This window comes from Ruegeria sp. CL5 (assembly GCF_056536485.1).
The window spans coordinates 173,079-189,902 of the sequence record NZ_JBQFPS010000011.1 but is presented as its reverse complement, the minus strand read 5'-3'; the positions used below and the strand labels follow the sequence as shown (position 1 = coordinate 189,902).

The 16,824-nt window shown below is 57.9% G+C and carries 19 protein-coding genes; 1 reads left to right on the top strand and 18 read right to left on the bottom strand.

Annotated elements, in window-relative coordinates; genetic code table 11:
* Positions 1-195: 195 nt before the first annotated feature.
* From ACR0IU_RS17975 to ACR0IU_RS17935, 9 genes are read right to left on the bottom strand one after another with little or no spacing between them, the layout of a single operon-like run.
* Positions 196-576: a citrate/2-methylcitrate synthase gene (locus ACR0IU_RS17975; protein ID WP_437438583.1), complete on the bottom strand. Its 381-nt coding sequence runs from the start codon at positions 574-576 to the stop codon at positions 196-198.
* Positions 557-1,384: a citryl-CoA lyase gene (locus ACR0IU_RS17970; protein WP_170361230.1), complete on the bottom strand. Its 828-nt coding sequence runs from the start codon at positions 1,382-1,384 to the stop codon at positions 557-559. The genes ACR0IU_RS17975 and ACR0IU_RS17970 overlap by 20 nt, the downstream gene beginning before the upstream one ends.
* Positions 1,381-2,574 (bottom strand): CaiB/BaiF CoA transferase family protein, encoded by a 1,194-nt coding sequence (locus tag ACR0IU_RS17965; RefSeq protein WP_170361232.1) that lies wholly within the window; start codon positions 2,572-2,574, stop codon positions 1,381-1,383. The genes ACR0IU_RS17970 and ACR0IU_RS17965 overlap by 4 nt, the downstream gene beginning before the upstream one ends.
* Positions 2,571-4,016, bottom strand: a complete 1,446-nt coding sequence (locus tag ACR0IU_RS17960) for an aldehyde dehydrogenase family protein (RefSeq protein WP_170361234.1) — start codon at positions 4,014-4,016, stop codon at positions 2,571-2,573. Before ACR0IU_RS17960 ends, ACR0IU_RS17965 begins: the two co-directional genes overlap by 4 nt.
* The gene (locus ACR0IU_RS17955) at positions 4,013-4,705 is read right to left on the bottom strand and encodes a hypothetical protein (RefSeq protein WP_170361236.1); all 693 of its coding nucleotides are present in this window, start codon (positions 4,703-4,705) and stop codon (positions 4,013-4,015) included. The genes ACR0IU_RS17960 and ACR0IU_RS17955 overlap by 4 nt, the downstream gene beginning before the upstream one ends.
* A gap of 8 nt (positions 4,706-4,713) precedes the next feature.
* Positions 4,714-5,703 (bottom strand): agmatinase family protein, encoded by a 990-nt coding sequence (locus ACR0IU_RS17950; protein WP_171186054.1) that lies wholly within the window; start codon positions 5,701-5,703, stop codon positions 4,714-4,716.
* Complete coding sequence (locus ACR0IU_RS17945; protein ID WP_170782105.1) at positions 5,700-6,575, bottom strand: arginase family protein; 876 nt, start codon at positions 6,573-6,575, stop codon at positions 5,700-5,702. Before ACR0IU_RS17945 ends, ACR0IU_RS17950 begins: the two co-directional genes overlap by 4 nt.
* Entirely contained in the window at positions 6,575-7,249 is a 675-nt protein-coding gene (locus ACR0IU_RS17940; protein ID WP_170361242.1) for an arginase family protein, read from the bottom strand. Before ACR0IU_RS17940 ends, ACR0IU_RS17945 begins: the two co-directional genes overlap by 1 nt.
* The gene (locus ACR0IU_RS17935; protein WP_170361244.1) at positions 7,242-7,991 is read right to left on the bottom strand and encodes an arginase family protein; all 750 of its coding nucleotides are present in this window, start codon (positions 7,989-7,991) and stop codon (positions 7,242-7,244) included. Before ACR0IU_RS17935 ends, ACR0IU_RS17940 begins: the two co-directional genes overlap by 8 nt.
* Positions 7,992-8,097: 106 nt before the next feature.
* On the opposite strand from ACR0IU_RS17935, the gene ACR0IU_RS17930 reads away from it, so the two are divergent.
* Positions 8,098-8,805 carry an IclR family transcriptional regulator gene (locus tag ACR0IU_RS17930; protein WP_170361245.1) on the top strand — a complete coding sequence of 236 codons (708 nt, stop codon included), beginning with the start codon at positions 8,098-8,100 and terminating at the stop codon, positions 8,803-8,805.
* A gap of 8 nt (positions 8,806-8,813) precedes the next feature.
* On the opposite strand, the gene ACR0IU_RS17925 is transcribed toward ACR0IU_RS17930, so the two are convergent.
* From ACR0IU_RS17925 to ACR0IU_RS17885, 9 genes are all read right to left on the bottom strand, one after another.
* Positions 8,814-9,617, bottom strand: a complete 804-nt coding sequence (locus ACR0IU_RS17925; RefSeq protein ID WP_170361248.1) for an ABC transporter permease — start codon at positions 9,615-9,617, stop codon at positions 8,814-8,816.
* A 10-nt stretch (positions 9,618-9,627) separates the two neighbouring features.
* On the bottom strand, positions 9,628-10,530 hold the full coding sequence (locus tag ACR0IU_RS17920; RefSeq protein WP_170361249.1) for an ABC transporter permease: 903 nt from the start codon (positions 10,528-10,530) through the stop codon (positions 9,628-9,630).
* Positions 10,527-11,615 carry an ABC transporter ATP-binding protein gene (locus ACR0IU_RS17915; protein WP_170361251.1) on the bottom strand — a complete coding sequence of 363 codons (1,089 nt, stop codon included), beginning with the start codon at positions 11,613-11,615 and terminating at the stop codon, positions 10,527-10,529. Before ACR0IU_RS17915 ends, ACR0IU_RS17920 begins: the two co-directional genes overlap by 4 nt.
* Before the next feature lie 56 nt (positions 11,616-11,671).
* Positions 11,672-12,730, bottom strand: coding sequence for an ABC transporter substrate-binding protein (locus tag ACR0IU_RS17910; RefSeq protein WP_170361253.1), 1,059 nt, complete (start codon positions 12,728-12,730; stop codon positions 11,672-11,674).
* A gap of 1 nt (position 12,731) precedes the next feature.
* Complete coding sequence (locus ACR0IU_RS17905; protein ID WP_170361255.1) at positions 12,732-13,580, bottom strand: alpha/beta fold hydrolase; 849 nt, start codon at positions 13,578-13,580, stop codon at positions 12,732-12,734.
* A gap of 10 nt (positions 13,581-13,590) precedes the next feature.
* Positions 13,591-14,649, bottom strand: coding sequence for an ABC transporter substrate-binding protein (locus tag ACR0IU_RS17900; protein ID WP_170361257.1), 1,059 nt, complete (start codon positions 14,647-14,649; stop codon positions 13,591-13,593).
* Positions 14,650-15,120: 471 nt separating this feature from the next.
* Positions 15,121-16,020: an HNH endonuclease gene (locus ACR0IU_RS17895; RefSeq protein WP_170361259.1), complete on the bottom strand. Its 900-nt coding sequence runs from the start codon at positions 16,018-16,020 to the stop codon at positions 15,121-15,123.
* A 4-nt stretch (positions 16,021-16,024) separates the two neighbouring features.
* Positions 16,025-16,321 carry a hypothetical protein gene (locus ACR0IU_RS17890; RefSeq protein WP_170361261.1) on the bottom strand — a complete coding sequence of 99 codons (297 nt, stop codon included), beginning with the start codon at positions 16,319-16,321 and terminating at the stop codon, positions 16,025-16,027.
* 4 nt (positions 16,322-16,325) lie between these two features.
* Positions 16,326-16,748, bottom strand: a complete 423-nt coding sequence (locus ACR0IU_RS17885) for a helix-turn-helix domain-containing protein (RefSeq protein ID WP_170361359.1) — start codon at positions 16,746-16,748, stop codon at positions 16,326-16,328.
* Between the last annotated feature and the right edge of the window lie 76 nt (positions 16,749-16,824).

The window sequence follows — 16,824 nt, the reverse complement described above, 5'->3', positions numbered from 1 at the left end:
AAACTCGCAAAACTAGCCCCGCAACCAGAACCAACAGGCTGAGAGGAACATCCCAAGCGGCTTTTGCCATCGCTCATCGGCAGTTCCAACGTCGACTTTTTCAACACTATCCGGACAAAGTGCAAGTTCGCGGCGCTTGCACCAATGGCCGCTTGATTGCTCTTCGCTGACGTCAGAACAAGTGTGAAATTCGTATCATTTCTCACTTGGGGTGAGATATGTCCAAAGACGATCTTTAGGTAATGGACCTTTGTTACGACCGCCTTGTTGGGTCTGCTCCCAGGCGTGTGCCAGGATGCCCACTGACCTAGAAAGGCAGAACAGTCCACTCGCGAGTGAGGCTTTAAAGCCAAGCTCGACGTAAACTGCGGCGGTCGCGCCATCGATGTTCATCGGGATTGCGCGACTTTTGATATCTGACAAATACCCCTCGATCTGCGGTGCGAGTCTGGCACAGGCCATAACCTCAATTGCGTCATATTTTTCCAGTGTTTTGAAATAGATGCCGCTGATGCAGCCGCAAACGATAGCTCCGGCCTTAAGAGGTTTCGTCGGTTTAGCTCTCCGATTTAACACCAATGTATTCCGGCAGATAGCGCGGTGGCATTGGCCCTTTGTTCCGGCCGCCCTGCTGCATCTGTTCCCAGCCATGAGACAAGACGCCTACCGAGCGGGAGAGACAGAACAGACCACGAGAGAGTGGGGGCGGAAAGCCCAGCTCGCAAAAGATAACAGCCGTGGCCCCATCGATATTCATTGCGATCTCAGTGCCGCGCTTGCGTCCGATTTCCGCCTGAATAGCCTCGCCAATGTCGGCAAACCGCCCATCCACCGTACCGGACTTCGCGGCCTCGCGTACCAACGCCATCAACCTTGGTGCGCGGGGATCGACGGGCTTGTGGAAGCGGTGGCCAAAGCCCGAGACAATTTTGCCATTTTCCTCACGCCAGGCGGCGATACCGTCGCGGACGGCACTTTCATGTTCAGCGCCGTCATCGATCCGTTTGGCGATGTCGAAATAAAGTTCTGCGCATTGTTCACCGGCGCCGCCATGCACGTCACCCAGCATATTGACCCCGGTTGCCATGACGTTGTTGAGCCCCAGCCCGCAGGTCGCGGCCATACGGGCGGCGGCAATCGAAGGCGCTTGCGGACCATGATCCACGCCCGCCACCAGCGCACATTCGAAAAGCGCCGCCTGTTCTGGCGTGGGCATATCGCCCCGCACCATGAGCCAGATCATCTGAGCAAAGCTAACAGAACCTATAAGGTCCTGGATCGGGTGGCCGCGAAAGGCGATCCGCCCTGGAGCCATGTCGATGATTGCGGTGCGCCACCAGTGGCGCATGTCATCGACCTCTTTGCGTTCTGAGGGGGCCGTCATATCGCGTCTTCCTTTTTCAGGTCCGAGATCTGGGCATTGTTATAGCCAAGTTCGCTCAGGATATCGGCTGTATGTGCACCCAAGGTCGGGGGCGGCGAATCGACACCAGGGGCCGTGCCATCAAGCTTGGCGCCGATCCCGACCAGTTGCAGATCCTCAGATCCTATACGGTGGGTTTGCAGCAGGCCCCGATCGGCAAGCTGCGGATGCGTCAACGCCTCAGGCACCGACCAGACAGGCCCTGCGGGAACGCCCTGTGCTGTCAGCTTGTCGACCCACTCATGGGTGGGGGCCGTGGCAAAGGCCGCTTCCAGTTCGGCGGTCAGGGCGGGCCGATTGGCCAGTCGGTTCTTTCGGTCGGCAAAGCGTGGGTCCTGCGCAAGGGCCGGGTTGTCGAGGATCCCGCACAGGGCCTCGAACTGTTCTTGCTTGTTGGCGGCGATATTCATCACGCCATCGGCGGTTCTGAAGGTGCCGGATGGGCTGGCGGTGAAATTATCGTTGCCGTTTGGAGTGGGTGCCTTCCCGGCGATCAGATGGTTTGACACCACCCAGCCCATTGTCGCAATGACGGCCTCGAGCATCGAGACGTCAATGAACGTGCCGCGGTCTTCGGCCTTGTTAGCAAGCGCAGCGGCGACGGCGAAGGCGGCCGTCATCCCTCCGATGGTGTCGGCCATCGGGTAGCCCACCCGGTAGGGCGCGGTGTCGGCATCGCCGGTGATCGACATCACGCCGCTCATCCCCTGCACGATCTGGTCATAAGCGGGCAGTTTCGCCAGCGGGCCATCTTGGCCGAATCCGGAGATCGCACAATAAACAAGGCGCGGGTTTTCCTGACGGAGCGTCTCATAGTCAAGGTTCAAGCGCGCCATCACCCCGGGGCGGAAGTTTTCGACTAGGGCATCGGCCTTTTGCACCAGCTCCTTCAGGATGCGTTTTCCGGATGCCGATTTCAGGTTCAAGGTGATCGACCGTTTGCCCGGATTTTGCGCCAGAAAGGAAACGCCCATAAGGTCGGCGTTGCGCGCGGGATCAGCCCCCAGCTGGCGCGCAAGATCACCGGTGCCCGGGGTTTCGACCTTGATCACGTCGGCCCCCATATGGGCCAGCTGATGACAGCAGAACGGACCGGCCAGCACATTGGTCAGATCAAGAATGCGAATGCCCTTCAAAGGTGCCTGCGTCATTGTCCGCGCCCCTCGTGTACAACCTTGGCTACTGTGAAAAACTCGCGGCAATAGCTGCCTTTTTCCGGCGCGCCATAGGATGATCCTTTTCGGCCCGTGAATGGCGCGTGAAAATCCATGCCTGCCGTGGGAAGATTGACTTGTACCATGCCTGCCTCGGCGTTCTGCGAGAAATGGTCGATCTTGGCCGCATCCCGCGAGATGATGCCCGCTGACAGGCCGAACTCACAGTCGTTGGCGCTGGCAAGGGCGGCCTCATAGTCCGGCACGCGCAACACAGCGGCGATTGGCCCGAAAATTTCATGCCGAGAGATATCCATTTGCGGCTCGGCCCCCACGAACAAGGCTGGCTCCAAATAGTGCCCCGGCGTGTTCAGAGTAATTTGGTCACCGCTGATGAGCTCCGCGCCTTCGGCCTGCCCTCTCGCAATATAATCAAGGTCAATCCGCAATTGGTCGGCGCTCGCAACCGGGCCAATATCGGTGTCAGGCGCACGCGCATCCCCGATCCGAAGCTTTTTCATCGCCGCGGTCATCGCGCTGACAAATTGATCATGAATTCCGTCTTCAACAATCAGCCGCGAAGACGCTGTGCAGCGTTGGCCAGTTGAGAAGAAACTGCCCTGTATGGCGCAGTGAACTGCCAGATCCAGATCCGCGTCATCCAGCACAACCAGCGGGTTCTTGCCCCCCATTTCAAGCTGCATTTTTGCCCCGCGGGCGAACAGCGCAGCCCCCATATTGCGACCGACTGGTGTGGAGCCGGTGAACGTGACCCCGGAAACCTTGGGGTGTAACACGATTGCCTCCCCGACCTCACGGCCTTTGCCCATCACAAGGTTGAACACACCCTCGGGCAGCCCCGCACGGGCAATGATGTCGGACAACATCCACGCAGAACCGGGCACCAGTTCGGCAGGTTTGAACACGACCGTATTGCCATAGGCCAGAGCGGGCGCAATTTTCCATGCCGGGATCGCCAGCGGGAAATTCCAGGGCGTGATTACGCCCACGACGCCAATGGGTTCGCGCAGAACCTTAAGCGACACACCTTCGCGCAGTGATTGGTAAGCGTCGCCGGTGGCACGATAGGCTTCGGCCGCGAAGTATTTGAACAAATGCCCGGCGCGATGTGCTTCGGCCTTGGCCTCAGGTAGGGTTTTGCCCTCTTCGCGGGCCAGCATGTCGCCCAGCTCGTCCACACGGGCGAGGATTTCCGACCCGATCCGGTCCAGCACTTCGAACCGGACCAGTGGCGATGTTGCGCGCCATTTCGGAAAAGCGGCAGCCGCGGCCTCGATCGCATCGGCAGTCTGCGCGGCACTGGCCTGCGCATAATCCCCGATTGTGTCGTTCAGGTCAGATGGGTTGATGTTTGGAACTGCACCACTGCCAGCGGCCCATGTTCCGGCGATATAGTTGGAAAAGGGATCTGCGGTCATAGTACTTCCTCAAGAACTGGTCGCCACCCGATATCTTCATGCCGGTGGTCTACAGTGTTCACATAAAAATAGGTCGGGCCGTGATAGCCCCGGCATACCCGCCCATCGGCACGGTTGGCGACAGGTTCGGCGGTCCAGCTGACCGCCCCGAACCAATTCCACAAACGGTTATGAGGTGAGGTCAGGTGATCCGGGCGAAGCGGGGCTGCACCATTGGCTGGGTCCGGTTGGGGCGCGTTTGACACGGCGGCACCGCCCACCAACGCATCCCATTCATTGGGCCCAGTCGCACCCTGATAGGGGTCATTTCGGGGCGTATCACCACCGGTCAGCAACCGGCATCGAAACGTAGTGCCATCGATGGACACCTCTGTGCCATAGACATACCCGGCATCGTCCAGATCCTGCCAGCTAACGCGGCTCATTAGCATCCGGTCGGCCACCAGATACCGGGTGCCTCCCTGTTGAAACACATGCCAGTTCAGGCGTTTGGTCGGGTCTTTGGGGCTGTCAGTGAGCGCCCAGTTGTCCCAATCCGGGTCACGTTCAAATTCCGGGAGGTTACCGGGTTGCAGACCCTCGTAGGGGCAAAGCGCTGCAAGATCCGTGATCCAGGGCCGGGTTGCCGGGGCAAGGATCTGTCCTGCATGTGATAGCCCACCCAATTGCCGGGTTCCGATATATTTCATCATAGCTCTTACACCGGTCGCGTGCGGAAGCGCCGCAGGACCCGGAACAGCATTTCCGCCGCCAGGAACTCCGTGCGTTCTGAAGGATCAAGCGGAGGTGAGACCTCGACAATATCCAACCCGCCCAAGGGGGCCTCGGCCAATCCATCCAGCAGGTCGTAGTACTGACGCGGTGTAATGCCGCTGTGCACGATGGAACCCGTGCCGGGAAGGTAGCCGGCGTCCATCGCATCAATGTCAATCGACAGATATAGCTCGTCGCACCCCTGCATGGCATGCGCAAGGGCCTGACGCATCACCTCGGCCGCGCCGAGTTTTTGCACCTCGCCAGATGAAAATACCCGTCCGCCCTGCTCTTCAATGAGCGCGAGATCGCCGCCATCGACCCAGCCCGTGATGCCGATCCAGACCATATTGGAGACATCGATGTTGGGCAGTTCGGAAATCCGGCGCGCGTTGGTTGCATGGTTGTGGCTGCCCCACGCCCCCAGCCGGTCGGAGAAATCGAGATGACCATCGATTTGGATATATCCGAAGCGCGCGTTTGGCGAACGTTTGGTCAGCCCACGGGAATAGCCCAGACAGGCCGGGAAGCTGTTATAGTGATCACCACCCAGTGCCAGTGGGATTGCCCCTGCAACGGTCAGCGTTTCGGTCATTGCAGCGATGGCTTCGGTTGTTGCGTCAACGTCCTGCGCTGTGATCTCTGCGTCGCCGCAATCGATCAGCCAATCGGTTGCAGGCACAGTACGGCGGCTTGTATCGGGATCAAAGCTGGCTCCCTGCGGACGCAAAGATTGCAGAAGACTTGTCGCCCTGCGCAATGCTTCGGGGCCGAACCTTGTGCCAAGGCGGCTGGAATGTGTCCAGTCGCTCGGCATGCCGACCACGCCGATCTTATCGGGACCGACCTCGGCCACGTCGCGCAAAGGCCCATCAAACAGCCGATATCCCGGTTGTGACAGAGGCGGGTGAAATGTGGTATTAGCTGCAGTCATGTCAGTACATTTTCCTTGGGAATTGGGCGCACCGGTCGGTCAATCCCAAAACCGAGGCGCGCATAGATGAATGCCAAAAGAGCCGTGACCATCAGTCGTTGGCCAACCTTCACCACACCCATTCCGGGCCTGCTCGGGTTCAGACCGGTCAACATGATGGCACTGACCTCGTGCTGTCCCAGGGCGCTGAGCCATTGCACCACTGTATCAAGGTCGCAGCCTCCCAAACGGGGCCGATCACAAAGCGCGCTGAGCGATGTTTCAAACACGGACAGATCAAACTGCACAAACAGCGGCTTTGATACATCCCGCCACCTGGAAAACGCGGCAAGCTGCGCGGCAGTGTTTTGGCTGCAGGTCGTGCCACCCCCGTTTGGCAGGGGCGATACATGAAAGTCGCGCGCATCATCTGGCGTACCGCCAAGCTGCACAGTCTGACACTCAGGCAGCTCGCTCTGCACTGTCTTGGACAGGCAATCTGACCCACCCAATATTATGGCGCAGGCACCATTGCGGCTGATCTGACGCGTCGCGGCCTTCAATGCCGCGTGGATCGCGTCCTCAGATCCTGCCGCTATATCTCCGAGGTCACAGAGCCGCTCGTGCAGACCGTCGGTACTGATGTCCTGACGTGCATCGACATCTACCGGGTGACTGAATTGTGGGTTTGCGTGCCAACCGAAATAGACCGAGGTTTCGCGCAACGCACGCGGCGCCAGGGACTGCCCGGCATGCGGCGCGCTGGTGTCTTCAAACGGGACGCCCAGCACTGCCAGATCACCGGGCCTGACATCTTCAATTGCTTTGGTTTGTGCGCGCATAAACGACAGTTGCCCTGCCATGCGCGGCAATGGGGCCGATCGTAAAGGCATCAGCCAGCTCCTTTCTCTAGACGCTCAGTCACTGCCTGCAAGATCGCCAGCGCGGCGCAGGATTCCGTTCTGCCACGATCGTCTAATGCCGGGGCAAGTCCGAAAACTGCTGCGGCGGTGACATTGCCTGGGGTAGTGTCAATTTGCGCGATCATCTGTGCAGGTGACATCCCGGTCAGGCGACGTGGGTGCGACACCCATTTGCCCGCAAGCTCTTGTAAATCCACAGAAAGGATGACCGGTTGAGCGTGAGACAATTGGCCTGCAACGCCCCCTGTGACCTGAATGACAGGAACATCAGCACCTGTGACTTTTTGTGTCGCGATTCCAAGCGCCTTCAGTCCGCTGGAATCTCCGCCAACCAGCACCATCCGCGCGCCGGTTTTCAGAACCGCCTCGCATTGCGAGACAACTGCAGAAAAATGCTTATCCGGCTCAAGCGGAAATACATTCACGTCCCCTAGGTCAATGGCATTCGCGGGGGCCTTTCCGGGTTGGGAGGCGTATCGTAATTGCCTTGCGAGGTAGCGTTGCTCTGCTGCTGGTCGGTCGAGATTGTCACAAAAATATCCTGCTACCGCGACTTGCCCAGGCACGAGGTCTTCCAGATCGCCAACAGGCATGCCCAGAAAACTGGGGATCCCGTCAAACTGTATTTGCGCCGCATCACCCATGACGCAAAGCCGCGTTCAGGGTTTCAATGGCCGCCAATTCCGACATGCCACGCGTGTCGCGGGCAGGCGCAAGGCCAGTGATCACAATCGCCTGCCAGCGGCAGGACATTGCCCCAATGACAGAAACCAAGGTTTCGGGTTTCATTCCGCCTGGGTTAAGGCCGATAGCACCGGCTGCATGCCCCAGATCAACGACCGATATGTCGATCCAGAGAACAGCGCGCTCGGGCGTGTCAGAAAAGTCTGCGTGCCCTTCATCCAACCACCGGGCGGTACGCCAATCCATCGTGCGCTGAGCGATCTGATCCCAAACATCGGCAGGTTGCCCGCCATTCAAACCCACCCAAATCGTGTTTGATGGTCGTTCTGTAAGATCACGCCGAGCCAGTGGCATGGCCGCGACAACCGGCAGATCAGGCAAGGCCCCCAGTACAGCAGAGGCGACATCAGACGCGCCACCCAGAACGACGGGCACAATGCCGCGATCCACCATTTGCGCCACAAGCTGTTTCAATACGCCGGACCAATCGCCCGACAGGTCCAGATTACCCAGATCCCGACCATTTACAGGCAGGCTAGTTCCAAGCTGTCCGGTCATCTTGCGCAGCGCATCCGGTGCCAAGGAGGCGCCGGAACGTGGCCCGCTATCGACTTCGCTTGGAACACCCAAAAGCCCGACAGATCCTGCATCGCATTGCGAAATCTCGCCAAATGGCAGGCCAGCATAACCAGTTGTTATCATTTGTTTCTGCGCGCTATGCATTGCCAGATGCCTTCATTATTTGCGATTTCCAATTGCGTTCAAACCAGCTATAAAAAGTGACGGATTTGCGTCGAAAGGTCTGCCCATGCCCGACAAGCCCCGAACCCCCGACACGAATGGTGGTGTCGAAGCGGTTGAACGTGCATTGCGTGTTCTGGACAGCTTTGAGCCCGGAGATGCGGGGCTTTCTCTGAAAGAGGTCGCGGACCGCAGTGGTGTCAACAAAGCGACAATCCTGCGTCTGAGCGTCTCGCTTGAGAAATTTGGCCATATCACGCGCGACGCCGAAGGGCTGTTTCATCTGGGGCCGTCTTTGTGGCGTCTTGGATCCGTATTTCGCCAGAATCTGCGCATGGGGCCTATTGTGCGCCCGGTGCTGGCGAACCTGGTGAATGCGACGGGGGAAAGCGCGTCGTTTTACGTGCAACGCGGCAACTCCGGCGTTTGCCTCTACCGTGTCAATTCGCCCAGGCTTGCGCGGGATCATATCCAGGAGGGCGAGATAATTCCGCTGAGCACTGGCTCGTCGGGCCGGGTGCTGGATGCCTATTCCATCGGGCATGGCAAAAAGGCCAGCAGCATCCGCAAGGCCGGGTATTATCTCAGCCTTGGTGAACGTGATCCGGACGTTGCCGGGTTGTCTGTTCCGGTTCTTGGGCCTGAGGGCGAGCTGCTGGGTGCCGTCAGCCTGTCGGGTCTGCGCGTTCGCTTCAATGAAACCGCTGTCGAAGGCTATCGCGCTGCGGTGCTTGATGCCGCCCGCCAGATCCGGGCCGAGATTGGTGTGATATAAAGAGCCCATCATTTGTCAGCATTCTTGTTGCGGCCAATCAACTGAACGCCGATGAGCGCCGTGATTGATACGAAAATCAGGCAGGTGGAAATCGCGGCAATGGTCGGATCAAGCTGATCGCGCAGTGAATTGAACATGCGGCGGGTAATTGTGGCATTTTCCCCGCCCGAGACCAGCATCGAAATCACCACCTCATCCAGCGATGTGATGAAGGCCAGAAAGGCCCCGGTCTGGATCGAGAATTTGACTTGGGGTACTGTTATTGTCCACAGCGCGTAAGCTCGGGACGCACCCAGGCTGCGCGCCGCCAGTTCCTGATCGAAGTCATAGTTCTGCAAGCCCGACATCACGGTCACGATTACAAACGGCAGGGCCAGCGCGGTATGGGCGATCACAATACCGGTCAGTGTGTAATTGAGCCCCAGCTTGGCATAAAGGCTGAACACGCCGACGGCGATCAGGATCACCGGCACGACAATGGGCATGATCACGAGGATCTGCGCAGTGTTCCTGATCCGTGGGGTGGAGCAATGCAGCCCATAGGCACAAAGAGAGCCTAAAGGCGTCGCGATCGCCGTGGTCAACACTGCCGCGATCAGAGAGGTCTTCGTGGCGCTCATCCATTCCGCAGAGGTGAAATAGGCCGTGTACCAGCGGAACGAGAACGACGTCGGCGGGAACTCCAGAAATGAGGCCCCCGAAAACGACATCGGGATCACGATCAGCGTGGGCAGGATCAGAAAGAACAGCACCGCGATACCGACCACCGTCAGCCACAGACCGTCAATTTTACGTTGTCCGACTTGTTCCATTCTCAGATCCTTAGCGCATGAAGAGTTTGTCGAGACCGAACACACGGTTCATCAGCCAGATCATCGCCAGTGCCAGCAGCAACAGGACAACGCCCAGGGCGGATGCAGCCCCCCAATTGGAATAGACTGTGATCGTGCTTTCGATCCGCTGCGCCAGCATCTGCACCCGGCCACCGCCCAGCAAAGCAGGTGTGACGAAGAACCCAAGTGACAGGATGAAGACCAGCACGATGCCGGCAAAAAGGCCCGGCAAGGACATCGGGAAAAACACCCGCCAGAATGCGCCGCGCGGGCTGGAGCCAAGCCCAACGGCGGCCCGAACCAGGTCGGTGTCGATGTTGCGCATGGTGGCGTAAAGCGGCAAAACCAGAAACGGCAGCATGATATGTACCATGCCAATGATTGATCCCGTGAGGTTGTGCGCCAGTTGCAGCGGTTCCTCGATGATGCCAAGCGACATCAGCGACGAATTGATGATGCCATTGCGCTGCAACAGCACCAGCCAGGCGTAGGTCCGCACCAGAACCGACGTCCAGAACGGGACCAGCACGAAAACCATTAAAATGGCAGCCGTTCTGTTCGGCATCCTGGTCAGCCAGTAACACAGCGGATATCCGAGCAGGACACAAATCACCGTCACGGCGATGCTGATCTGAAAGGTGACAACAAAGGTCCGCCGATACAAAGCACTTTCAAAGATACGCGCATAGTTTTCCGTGCTCAACTCACCCGCCGCATTGTAAAATGAGAGCGAAGACAGCCAGAAAATCGGCAGAAACACGACAATCAGAATTGCGAGAACCGCGGGCATCGAAAGCCCCAAAAACGTCAGGCGTTCACGGCGCTCTTCGGATTTGAGCGTGCTTGCGTTCCGAAGCGTCTGAGCGGCCCCAAAGGACTCGGCGATGCTCATGATACATTCTCCGGTACGATGATCGTGTCTTCGGGATGCAGGGCCAGGCCAATTTTCTCTCCCTTGGAAGGCAGACCCGTCTGGCCCGCGCGATTGGCAGGGACGCGCACATTGATCTGGCCTGCGCTGTCGTGCTGAACGATAACCAGCACGCTGTCGCCTTGATAAATGATGGCGTCGACCCGGCCGGACAAATCATTGGCTGTTTCAGGCACAGCACCTGAGGTGACCTCCAGCAGCTCAGGCCGGATCACCAGGCGATGGCCGCCGCTCCCCGGAGCAATAGGCAAATCGGATTTCAGCACGCGTTCGCCAAGATGCGCCGTATTATTGGCCACGTTCACCGGCGCCGAAATGGATTCACCGATAAAATCCGCCACAAAGAAGCTGTGAGGCTGGCGATACAGCCGCTCAGGGGTCTCGACCTGCTCGATCCGCCCATGATTGACCACCGCAATGCGATCCGACATCGTCAGGGCTTCGCGCTGGTCATGGGTTACATAGACAATGGTTGCATCCAATTTTTGATGGAGCGCCTTCAATTCAATCTGCATGTGCTCGCGCAGCTTTTTGTCGAGCGCGGACAGGGGTTCATCCATCAGGATGATCTGCGGCTCGAAAACCATGGCGCGGGCCAGAGCCACACGCTGTCTTTGGCCGCCGGACAATTGGGTGATGCGCCGATCCCCATAGCCGCCCAGCTGTACGGTATCCAGCGCACGCTCGGCGCGGGTCTTTTGATCGCTTTTGGAAACTCCGCGGATTTTCAACGGATAGGCTACGTTTTCAGCCACCGTCATGAATGGAAACAACGCATAGCTTTGAAAAACCATGCCAAGGCCGCGTTTGTGCGGCGGCGTTGCAATCATTTCGCGTTCGCCAAACCGAATCGACCCGCCATCAGGACGCACAAATCCGGCCAGCGCCATCAGGAGCGTCGTTTTGCCGGAGCCCGACGGCCCAAGCAGTGTCAGAAATTCGCCTGCAGCGATATTCAGCGATACATCATCGAGCGCTTTGACTGATCCGTAGGCTTTGCACAGGCTGGATATGTCGATGGGAAGGGATTGGGTGGCAGAGGACATGCTAGCTCCTGACTTGAAAAGTGGGCGCAGTGCCAAATGCGCTGCGCCCAGATGGATTATTGCTGGATCAGAGTGTCGAACTCTTCAGTCAACTCACCCAGCTGGCCGATGTAGAAGTTCGGATCGACCAGAAGCTGCTTGCCGTAGTTGTCGGGATGGGTGTTGACCTTAACCGCCATTTCTCCCGAGATAATACCAGTGTCAAACGCACCGGTGTTCACCGGGCCCAGCGGCATCGTGACCGCCAGCCGTGCCTGCGCTTCGGCACTCAGCAGCTCATTGATCAGGCGCATGGCGTTGTCTTTGTTCGGGGCACCTTTGGGCACCAGCAGACAGTCGACATCCATCGTCCCTCCATCGAAGGCATAGGCGACTTCAATGCCGGATGCGATCACGCTTTCCACGCGGTTATGGCCCATGTGGATCACGTCCACCTCTCCATCACGCAGCAGCTGCGCGGACTGCGACCCGCCACGATACCAAACGGTGACCTCTGGTGCGATCTCTCCCAGTTTGGCCCAGGCGCGCGCTTTGCCTTCGTCCGTGGCCAATGTGTCGTAGATATCGGCCATCGGCACACCGTCGGCCATAAGGGCGGCCTCAAGGTTGTAGTTCACCTTGCCGTGCATGCCGCGCTTGCCTGGGAAGTTTTCCAGATCCCAAAACTCTGCCCAGTTGGACGGACCATTGTCGCCAAAGGCATCCTTGCGATACGCAATCACCTTGGTGAAGTTGATGAAGCCGATATAGTTTTCGTGGATCAGCTCTTCGGGGATGCCCGTTGTGTCGACAATCGAGTAATCAATCGGCTCAAGGCTGCCCTCACGGCTGAGTGTTTCACACGAGGGCAAGTCCTGCTCGGTCACATCCCAGGCGACGGCACCCGCTGTGATCTGTGCGCGCACGTCCTGAATACCGTTTGTGGTATCTTCCTTGACCGTGACATTCAGCGCGCCGGCGGCAGGTTCCAGCATGGCGCTGCGCAATGCGTCCTGAAAGGACCCGCCCCAGGATGCAAACACCACCTCGCCCTCGGCGAAGGCTGGCGCAGCCATTGCCAGGCTGCCGGCAACGAGGCTGGTCGCAAGCGACAGTTTTCTCTCTACTTTTTTCATGTCAGTTTCTCCCTTGATATTCTCTCGTTATTTGGTTGGGTTTTTCGTGGTGAACGCCGTGGTTGACTTGCAATGTCTCTTCCACCCAGTCGGCGATCAGTTGCGGCCGTTCGTACATGATGAAATGGCCGGTATTCGGCACCAACTTGATCACCGCCCCGGGAACCCGCGCGCGCAAGGCATCCAGCCAAAGCGATGCGGGGTGGGTCGTCGCCGATCGGCGAACTTCGTGTTCGTCCAGCGACGTTGATTGCAGGATTGTGACCGGGCAGGTGAGCCGGTCGATGGCCGGAACAAATTTATCGCGATCCCATGCAGCCATCGCATGGTAATACGCCTTCAAAACGTCTGCCGGATATTGCGCAGCCCGGTTCACAATATCACGTTTTTGATCTGGATCGAGGTTGTTGACCATCATCCCACCGACTGCCGCCTCCGCCCATCCTTTCTGACCAAGCTGCGCAAGCTGCTCTGCCAGACGCGCAACGGCTTCTTCGGGGTCTTCAGGAACGTTGCTGCCATCCAGCAAAAGAAGATGAGAGACGCGTCCTGGCCAAGTCGCAGCCAGTTCGATGGCAATCCGGGCACCCATGCTGTGCCCGACAAGGGCAAAGCGATCAAAACCCAGATCATTTGCCTGGGCAATCACATGGGCCGCGCAGTCGCTGAGACTGATCGCTCCCCCCAGCGGCACGGCATCGGGGCATCCCGGAAGCTTCGCAAGCCCAATGTGGGCACTGTCTGGAAGGAGCGGGGAGACACCGCTCCAATCCTGCCACCCGCACGCCCAGCCATGAACGAAAAGGACGTTCAAAGGTTCTGCCGGATCGGATGAAGGACTGGAGCGCATCAATTTGGGCCTACTGCTGAACCAGAGTGTCAAACCGCTCTTGCAGTTCTGCGAAGTTTTCGACGTAGAAGCTTGCGTCAATAACCACCTGGGTCTTCATATTGTCAGGGGCGGCATTGTTTTTGGCTGCCAGTTCGGGCGAGATCAGCCCGGTTTCAAATGCATGCGCATTGACAGGGCCGTAGGAGATGGCCACCGCCATGCGCGCCTGCGCTTCGGCCGACAGCATCTCATTGAGAACCCGCATGGCGTTTTCGCGATTTGGCGCGCCCTTGGGTACCAACAGGCAATCCGCGTCGGTCGTGGCCTGGTTCCAGGTATACCCAACCGTTATTGCATCGGCATTCAGCGCTTCTGCGCGGCCGTTGCCGATATGAATGAAGTCAATCTCTTCATCTGCCATCAACTGCGCCGCTTGCGAGCCTCCCCGATACCAGACCGTGATATCGGGCGCGATCTCCTCAAGCTTGGCAAAGGCCCGGTCTACGCCGCCTTCACTCCGCAGAGCGGTGTTTACATCCGCCGGGTCGACACCATCCGCCATCAATGCCGCCTCCAGCGCATGCGACACCGAGTTGAACATCGCGCGTGTCCCAGGGTAGGCTTCGGTGTTCCAGAAATCCGCCCAGGACTGTGGGCCGTTCTCACCAAACTTCTCTGCTTGCCAGCCGATGACCAGTGAATAGGTCAGCATGCCAACCCACTCGCTGTCCACAAGGCTGGACGGCATGCCATCGGTCGAGACCACGCCATAGTCGATGGGTTCCAGCGCCCCCTCCTGCTTCAAACGGGCACAGTCGGACAACGCCTGTTCGGTAATGTCCCAAGCAACCGCACCCGCAGTGATCTGCGCACGCACGTCTTGAATGCCGTTTGTCGTGTCTTCTTTGATGGTAAGACCCAGCTTTTTCGCCGCTGGGTCCAGCATGGACTCCCGAAGCGCATCTTGGAATGAACCTCCCCAGGACGAAAACACCACCTCGCCTTCGGCGAAGGCAGACGTGGCAATGACCAGACTACCGGCTACGAGACCCGCAGTGAGCGTCAATTTTCCGTTATCTTTCGTCATGTCAGGCTCCTCCCTAACTGTTGGTTGGCTTGCGGGTCCGCGACATGGGCGATCCCATCATCTTTTGCCTTAACGTTTCATTAGACAAAACGTCATTTCATTTCAACTAGTGCTGATACTGGAACTGGTCAAGGATTCTTTTGACAGCGCAGGAGTCAAACCCCACGCTTTCGGAGCCTCAGAGCCGAGCGAAACGTCGTATTTCGCCCTTATGCTCTGCGTCCATCTCGCTTCGATTTTGGGCGAATGGTATCGAAGGCAGGCTTTTCCTGCCCCAAGTTGATTGCCGCCGAGAGAAGCTTTTATGGGATTAAACGGACCGCAATCTCTCGCTCACCCACCCATGGCCAGCAAGTTCGAATGGCAGCTTCACACCAGTTCACGTCCCTTGATCCTGGCCGCAGCATTGGTGAGTTTGGGCTCTTTCCGGCCGTTAGCTGCGTTTTGCACCAAGGTCCGCACTGAGTATCGTTAATGCTTGAAACAGTTCTCTCTGTGCCAGGTTACAAACTCTGCCCTTGGCCGGTTGGCGAGGCGGTCCGGCACCAAGATCTTGCCGGACGAGTTAATCATCGACGTCACGGCTTCGATGTCGTTGCTCTGACGGGAAACCAGAATTGTCACGTCGTCAGCTAAACCAACGAGACCGCGATCAAACATCCAGTGCGCGGTTCCGGACAGGGCGAGCCCGTTGCTGACGATGTCGGGTCCGTCATGCTCTACAGGTCTGATGTGAGCGGCTTCCACTTCAGCTCGGCCACCGCCATTTATCAGACGTAAACCAGTGATGGCGCAGCGCTCGCCGTAGGCGCGCAGGACGTTCTTTCTGAAATTACGATCGCGAACCGCCCGGTTGGTCAGTTGGTTGACGCGTTCCCGTGCGGGCATGTGTCGGAAAGGTGTTTGCGCGTCTTGAAAACCTGGCAGCTGCATCGAGTCACCAACGCGAGGCAGGATGTCCTCGTCCCGTCCAAGACCACGTTCGACAATTCGGGCAAAGTCTTCAGCTGAAAGGGTTCTTACCGCAGCTTGCGCGCGTCCAGATATCTTGCCTTGATCGTTCAGCAATCCGCTTTCGATGACTGAATTCTCGTCTCGGAATGAAACAGGGTCGCCGAAATCAAGATAGGTCCCCGGCTTAATCACCGCCAAGAACATTTCCGGTTTCCTAGGATCCGGAATGATCTCCTGGACCTTAGCGACAGCAAAATAGCCTTTGGTCTCTTTGACCTTGCTTGGCTCCAGGTAGACGATCCAGTCCCCTTCGCACTGTTGGGCACGCGAGAGGTATTGCTTTGGAAATTGATACCGCTCCGAGGGAATGTCTTCGTAGACCGAGTCGCTGCGATGGATGAAGATACCGAAGGCCATCGCATCACCCGCGTTGAAGACGTTCCAGTTTTCGATCGGCCGCGCGTAGGGTCAGTACCGCACCTGTCAAAAATGGAAGCGCCAAGCCAGCTGCGGCGATCGCAAAAATCAGGATGGCAGCAAACACCGAGTATTCGGCAGGCTGTTGCGCCAACGATAGTTGGCCCAAACCAATCAAATAGAAGACGCTGGTTCCAAGCAAGATTATGTAAAGCGGCCCAAAGGGTTCGATCACCTCTCGGCGGGTACGCTCCAAGACTGAGTGCCGCAACATGTTCCAGCGTTTGCTTGCCTTGTTCACCAGATTACTCCCTTACCAGCTCGATCCATGTGTGCACGTCGTCATCCGTCACTTCGCGACCTTCGACATGCGATTGATACCAACGGGTGACGATGGCCCCGCGCTTTTCACTTTTGATTCTTATGCCCTCATCGGTGAGGTGCTGATCCAGCGAGCTTTCAATGTGTTTGAGGGCTTCGAAGTCATGCCCCGCCCGAATGGATTTGGTGCCCAGAAGTAGCCAGGGCACGTCCACCTCGAACCGCTCACCCATCGCGACCAAGGCCTCTACAGGCATTCCGCGCTGGCCCTTTTCGTAGCTGTGATACGCGCGCGGTGAGACACCGATAGCTTCCGCCATGGCCGCTTGTGAGAAGCCGATTTCATTGCGAGCAATGGTGAGACGAGCACCCATTGCAGCAAAAAGATCAGCATGTTTCTGCGGCATCTGAATTTTCCAATTGACTACTTCGTCGAAATTCGCGAACTTTGCAAAAAATGACGAACATTTACAGTTAATCACA